Source organism: Companilactobacillus halodurans, from assembly GCF_009600995.1.
Classification (GTDB): domain Bacteria; phylum Bacillota; class Bacilli; order Lactobacillales; family Lactobacillaceae; genus Companilactobacillus; species Companilactobacillus halodurans.
Genome location: NZ_VDFO01000039.1, coordinates 20533 through 27401, shown reverse-complemented (window position 1 = coordinate 27401; position 6869 = coordinate 20533). Strand labels below are relative to the sequence as shown.

General features: G+C 33.9%; 5 protein-coding genes. 3 read left to right on the top strand and 2 right to left on the bottom strand.

Going from position 1 to position 6869, the window contains the following annotated elements; translation table 11 throughout:
• Positions 1-386 precede the first annotated feature (386 nt).
• Positions 387-1424 (bottom strand): alpha/beta hydrolase fold domain-containing protein, encoded by a 1038-nt coding sequence (locus tag FHL05_RS09955; protein WP_153522594.1) that lies wholly within the window; start codon positions 1422-1424, stop codon positions 387-389.
• A gap of 199 nt (positions 1425-1623) precedes the next feature.
• Between FHL05_RS09955 and FHL05_RS09950 the strand changes: the two genes are divergently transcribed.
• Positions 1624-2418, top strand: a complete 795-nt coding sequence (locus FHL05_RS09950) for a Cof-type HAD-IIB family hydrolase (protein WP_153522592.1) — start codon at positions 1624-1626, stop codon at positions 2416-2418.
• 259 nt (positions 2419-2677) lie between these two features.
• Here the strand turns inward: FHL05_RS09950 and FHL05_RS09945 are convergent, their stop codons facing one another.
• Positions 2678-3301: a TetR/AcrR family transcriptional regulator gene (locus FHL05_RS09945; protein ID WP_162000281.1), complete on the bottom strand. Its 624-nt coding sequence runs from the start codon at positions 3299-3301 to the stop codon at positions 2678-2680.
• 130 nt (positions 3302-3431) lie between these two features.
• Between FHL05_RS09945 and FHL05_RS09940 the strand changes: the two genes are divergently transcribed.
• On the top strand, positions 3432-4136 hold the full coding sequence (locus FHL05_RS09940; protein WP_153522586.1) for an ABC transporter ATP-binding protein: 705 nt from the start codon (positions 3432-3434) through the stop codon (positions 4134-4136).
• Between the two features lie 9 nt (positions 4137-4145).
• The gene (locus FHL05_RS09935; protein WP_153522584.1) at positions 4146-6863 is read left to right on the top strand and encodes an ABC transporter permease; all 2718 of its coding nucleotides are present in this window, start codon (positions 4146-4148) and stop codon (positions 6861-6863) included.
• The last annotated feature ends 6 nt before the right edge of the window (positions 6864-6869 follow it).

Here is a 6869-nt window from a genome sequence, read left to right as displayed (position 1 = left end):
TATTTTTTCATAGCTTGTACAATAGGCAACCCATTATTAACATCTGTTATACAAGCCAATTTAATATCTTTTGAAAACAAAGAAAACCCTCCCGTTGGATTACTCCAACTAGGAGGGTTCACTTCACTTTGATTATCGTCACCATTTTTTGGTCAGGTTAGTTAATCGCATCTCCCTTGCTATTAACTTTTTGACCGATATTTTTGTGCTATGTTAATAATTACATTTTGTTATTTAGTTTGAAACGAGTTCTGATTAGATGATTTTCTTTGGTTGACGTGCTTTCCCCGTATTACCATATTCTTTAATATGAAAATCATCCCTACGTGCTTCTTACTTTTATAACGGAAACGAGCTTTGATGGGGGCGCCCCATCTGCGCTCTCTTTAATTTAAACTTTTCCCAGCTTCATTCAAGGCATCCTCAACTGCTGGTATTTGCCCTACGTAATTTAAAAAGGCATGTCCCAATCCACCGTATCGAATGTACTTTACTTTACATTTTGCTAGTCCTAATTTTTGGATAAAGGCTTCGTCTTGTAATCTGAAGGGATCAAATTCTCCGGTCATTACTAGAACATCTTTAAAGATTAATGGGTCTGCGTATAGTGGTGAAAGTATTGGTGCTGTTAAATCAACCTTTTGATTGTCAGTATAATAACCAGTCATAATTTTATCTAATTGCTTAAATTGCGTGTAATTATTATGCAAGGCACGTCTTTGATTGGAATCGATAGTGATTAGATGATCATTCCAAAGTGGACCATCATAATTTGAACCATGAACTACAGTTGGATAAAACAAAATATGCTTATAAAAATCCTTTAAGCCGGTTAAATGACAAATTTCGCTTACCCCCAAGGCAATCGAAGCACCAGCCGAATCTCCAGAAATGGATAATTGCGAATAACGACTCTTAATAAACTCTACAACCGTGACACAATCCTCCAAAGCTGTGGGATAAGGATTTTCCGGAGCAATACTGTAATCTACACTGTAAATCACCCCATCAAATTTTTCCGCTAACAATTTCAAAAATGGCAAGGTATCTTCGGTCGTGCCACCATAATAAGCACCGCCATGAAGATAAATTAAGGCTTTAGGCGAATTCAAAAAACTCTCCCGATAAATTTTTAAATAACGTACCTTCCGATTCAAAGCATCAGCAATCTCATCATCAACTTTGACATTGGGAAATTTATCAGACTCGTTCAATGAGACATTCCCATCACGCAATTTTGTCAAATCGTTCGGTAAATTTGGCTCATCCGGTAACGTCTTCAAATGGTCGTAAATAATTGGTTCATAAGTGTGGGCAGGAATTCTATCCTTAGCAACCATCTTGACACTTTTTAATTGTGGCATAAAAACTGATTTAATTTGGCTCAGTCGGTCCAATTCAGTATCATAATCATCTCGTATCATACTACAGCCATCCTTTGATCAAAGTAATATTCTTCTCTACTCAACTAAGGTTATTATATACGTTGTTTAAACATATTTACAGCTTTTGAAACCGTTTTTTTAATTTGTTACAATACTTATCATAATCGATTGCTTTAAACACCTTTTTACATGTACAATCAGATGTCTTTAAATTTAAAAATTTGAGAGGAATTTATTTATGACAATCAAATTAGTTGCAACCGACATGGATGGGACTTTTTTAACAGATGAAAAGCACTTCGATAAGCCCCGTTTCACTCGTATTTATGACTACATGATTCAAAATCATATCACCTTTGTTTCTGCCAGCGGGAACCAATATTACCAGTTAAAAGATTTTTTCAAGGACTTTCCGGAGACTCTATTCGTAGCAGAAAACGGAGCTTTGATTGGAAACCATCAAGAAATTTATCGTACCGATACTTTTAGCCCTGTAATCGCTGAAAAAACAATTAAAGTTCTCAATAGTTTACCTGCAATTCAAACTGTTATGTGTGGTGAAAAATCAGCTTACATTTTAAAAGATGTTACGAAAGAATTTTACAAAATGAGTAATTTCTACTTTCCACACATCCAAACAGTCGATAGTTTGTTTGGCATTGAAGATAATATATTAAAATTCTCAGTCAGTTGTCCTAAAACTGAAACGGAAAAATATATGGATAAATTAGCTGATATGATTGGCGATGAAGTTTCAATCGTTACTTCTGGTCATGGCGACATTGACGTTATCAGAGCTGACGTCAACAAATCAACTGGTCTGCAATATTTATCTGAAAAGTTAAATATTCAACCATCTGAAATGTGTGCCTTTGGCGATGGCGGCAATGACTTAGAAATGTTGCGTTATGTCGGCCGTGGCGTTGCTATGGAAAATGGTTCGCCAATCGTTAAACAAACCGCTCAATATCAAACTATCAATAATAATCAACAAGGGGTCTTACATCATTTGGAGGAATTATTCCAACTATAAATGAGATTAATAGTCAAACTTCCTTCACAATTTATTTAGCGAATTGTCATATTTTGCCAATATTTTTTTCATACTCAGCTGATAGGATATTCGTATAATCAAATGAAGATAAAAAATTTGATTATCCTCCCCCCTATATAGAATTAAAAGAACTAAACAAAAAGGTGCTCTATAACTGTTAGAAAATTCCAGCAGTTATAGGGCACCTTTTGTTATATAAAAATTTAATCTTTAAATTCAAAAAGACAGTTTAAGATAATTATTTCTTATTTGAAAATTTTGTTATTCCTAACATCTCATAGGGTGATAAATACAGGCTTTTCATAATTATTTTTGAGATGGCTTCTTTGGTTAACCCATCATCATTATTAACCCAAGTCTTGAGGATACTAAAAATCATGCTAATTATCAGGCGAATGGCATATTCATTAGGAATATCCGATGTAAAATCTCTATTTCCTTTAACAGAATTTAATTTATTCAAAATGGCAGTTTTTAATTCCGTCACAATCGTAGGATAAAACTTTGGATTGCCGTTAGTACCTAACATAAATTTGACCAATTCTTTATTTTCAGCAATCAAATCAACCAAACTTGTAATCACTGGATAAGGTTTTCCTTCAGAAAAATAGTGATAATCCATTGATTCGGACATTTCAGTATGTAAAATCGTTTGAACTTGATCAACAAACTTTTGGGTAACTTGATTAACCAAATCATCTTTATCTAAAAAATGTAAATAAAATGTCCCCCGATTAATATGACTGATTCTCGTAATATCACTGACTGAAATTTGCGCTAACGGTTTAGTTTTACCTGCTTCTAACAACGCGTGAATAATATTTGCTTCTGTTTCTTCTTGACGATTCTTTTGTGAAGTCATCATACACTTCCTAACTTAATCAACACTTTTTAAAAATCTGAACATTGAAATAGAACAAACTAGTGGTTTAATAAGCTTGAATAATTAATCAACATGGTGTTCATTATATTGTCAATGGGAGGAAAATACAATGACCAATTTTATTTCAGTCAAAAATGAAACCAAAACTTACGGAAAAGGTTCTAATACGGTTAATGCAAATCAGGATGTTAACTTTGAAATCGTCCCTGGAGAATTAACAATTATTTTGGGTGCTTCTGGAGCTGGCAAATCCACTCTTTTAAATATCTTAGGTGGTATGGATAAAGCTACCAGTGGTTCAGTAAATATTAATGGCCTTGAATTGACTACTTTAAATGTAAAGGGTCTAACAAAATATCGCCGCCAAAAAGTCGGTTTTGTTTTTCAATTTTACAACCTAGTTCAAAATCTGACGACCCTTGAGAATGTCGAATTAGCGGCTGAAATCACTTCACATCCACTAGACGCCAAAAAGGCTTTGGATTCAGTCGGATTAAAATCTAGAATGAATAATTTTCCAGCTCAACTATCGGGTGGTGAACAACAACGAGTTTCTATCGCTCGAGCAATTGCCAAAAATCCTGATTTACTGCTTGCAGATGAACCCACTGGTGCTCTTGACTACAAAACTGGTAAAAAAATCTTAAAACTATTTCAAGATTTTACTCAGCAATCTCATAAAAACGTAATTATCGTTACTCACAATAGCCTCATTAAAAAGATGGCTGATCATGTCATCGAAATCACTGACGGAAAAATTAAATCAGATACGCTAAATCCTAATCCAACGCCGGTTGAAGAACTCGAATGGTAGGTGGAAAAATTGAAAACTTTAAATAAAAATATTAGACGTGAATTTAAAATGTCATTAGGACGTTTCCTATCCGTATCAGCTTTATTAATGTTAGGCGTCTTCATATTGATTGGCTTGAATGTTACTGGACCAAATATGCGTCGAACTGCTCAAACAGCCTACGATAAATCAAATTTAGCCGATGCTAAAATTATCGCTTCTTCAAATTTGAATCAATCGGATCAAAAATTTTTAAAAAATTTAAAGCAAATCAAACAACTCAATTTTGGCTTTAGTAAAGATGTTCTAATCAAACATTCGCAACATGCTTTGCGAACCGAAAGTGTCCCAACATCTCTTTCCAAAATGACTTTAACTAAAGGGCATCGACCACGAACTACCCAGCAAATCGTTTTAAGCGACAATTTACGTGGAAAATATCACTTAAATGAATCAATTAATTTAACTGGCACTAAAAAGGATACTGCCTCTGGATTGAAGAATAAATCATTTAAAATCGTCGGTTTTGTAAATTCAACAGAATATCTAAAAAAAGATAATATTGGAAATACTACTGCAGGTACGGGACAGCTTTATGGCTTTGCCTATCTCAAAAAGCAGGCTTTTTCAGCTGATAATCCTAATTTTGCTCGACTAAGTTTTAAAAATGTCAGTGGTAACGCTTATTCTAAAAAATATGAAAATAAAGTTTCTAATATAGTTGAATCAATTCAGCCTAAACTAAATCAACAAAATAAAAAACAAATTGCTAAATTACGTAGCAAGATAAACCGCAAATTGTCTCCGGGGAACAAAAAAATTAAAATATCTGCTGCTAAACTTTCACTGGCCAAATCGACATTACAAACTAAACAAGCACAACTATCAACACAGATAAAACAAGCTGAAGTGACAGGAAATAATACTGCACTTACTCAATTATCATCTCAAGAAGCACAACTTAATAATCAAAGTAAAATTTTAAAATCAGAAGAGTCAGCTTTTCTTAAGTCAAAAAACAAATTGCAGCAAGTACAAGACAAAAAGAAACAATTAAATAATATGACTTTAACGATTCAAGGACGAAATGATTATAACGAAGGCTATAACAATTATGGCGAAGATGCCCAAAGAATCGATTCATTGGGTAAATCATTTCCCGCCTTTTTCTTCTTAATCGCCATACTAGTTAGTTTCACAACTATGAGACGAATGGTTGAAGAAAAACGTATTGAAATGGGAACCCTTCGCGCTTTGGGCTATTCAAAAGCTGAAGTTATGCGGGAATTTATCGTATACAGTTTTTTGGCAGCACTTCTAGGGACTATTTTAGGAAGTATTTTAGGATTAATAACGTTGCCAAGAATCATTTTCAATGCTTATACTGCTAATTTCACGTTCACTAAATTACAGCTTAACTTACACCCTTGGTATATTGTCTTGTCTTTCCTATTAGCTTTTCTTTCGACTGTCCTTTCTTCTTGGTTAGCCTCTCGTAAAGAGCTTAAAACTGATCCCGCTCAATTAATGTTGCCAAAACCTCCTGCTGGTGGTTCACGAATCTTACTTGAAAAAATTAATTTTATTTGGCACCATTTAAACTTTTCCTATAAGGTTACGGCTCGAAACCTCTTCAGATATAAGGGCCGCATGCTTATGACAATTGTTGGTGTTGCGGGAGCCACAGCTTTAATGATTACAGGATTTGGTATTAAAGATTCCCTGAATACCATTGTTGAGCGTCAATTTGGACATATCAGTCAATACGATATTATCACCGCCTACAATCCTGACGAGTCGACGCAAAATATTAATCGTGCTAAGAATGTTGTTCGTAACTCTAATAATGTGAAACGATTTAATGGAGCTTATTTCGAAAATATTTATGCAACTCGCAATAATGATTATGCACGTGAGGACATTTCGCTTACAGTTTCAAAAAACTCACAACAATTAAATCACTATATCAAACTACAAGATTATCAATCACATAAGGCATTGAAGTTATCAAATAACGGTGCCATTATTTCTCAAAAATTAGCTAATTTACAAAATGTAACAGTTGGTGGAAAAATTAAAATCCATGAAACCGATGGAACTACTCATAAAATCAAAATTGCCCGAATTACGACAATGTATGCTGGCCATTACATTTATATGAATCAAGCTTATTATCAAAAAGTCTTCAATCAAAAGTACCAAGCTAATGCCTATCTTGTTAGTTTGAAGAAGAACTCCAAAGAACAAGTTAATAATTTTGCAGCTAAATTTAATCGTCAAGAAGCTGCCGTGCAAACGATTCAGTCTCAAGAAACTAAATCAACCATCACCAATATTTTGAGCAATCTCAATAATTTAATCCTCGTTTTAGTATTGAGTGCATCCCTGCTTTCATTAGTTGTTCTCTATACGCTTACTAATATCAATATCAGTGAACGGGTTCGGGAACTCTCAACTTTAAAGGTCTTAGGTTTCTATCCTAATGAAGTCTTAATGTATATTTATCGAGAAACTAATATTTTAACTGGTATCGGAATTGTACTTGGGCTTGGTTTTGGATATGCCTTTCATGGATACATCATGAAACTATTGCCTCCAGCTACAGCAATGGTCGCTCCTGGATTATCGTGGTCAAATCCTATTATTTCAGTCATCTTAATGATTATTTTTTCACTCGTAGTTATGATGATGATGAACCAAAAAATAAAAAATATCGACATGTTAGAAGCACTAAAATCAGTCGATTAGAAGGCA

What these genes read in the sequence shown, in the direction of transcription:
- FHL05_RS09955 (WP_153522594.1), bottom strand. Translation starts at nt 1,424, where the DNA reads ATGATACGAGATGATTATGATACTGAATTGGACCGACTGAGCCAAATT.
- FHL05_RS09950 (WP_153522592.1), top strand. Translation starts at nt 1,624, where the DNA reads ATGACAATCAAATTAGTTGCAACCGACATGGATGGGACTTTTTTAACA.
- FHL05_RS09945 (WP_162000281.1), bottom strand. Translation starts at nt 3,301, where the DNA reads ATGACTTCACAAAAGAATCGTCAAGAAGAAACAGAAGCAAATATTATT.
- FHL05_RS09940 (WP_153522586.1), top strand. Translation starts at nt 3,432, where the DNA reads ATGACCAATTTTATTTCAGTCAAAAATGAAACCAAAACTTACGGAAAA.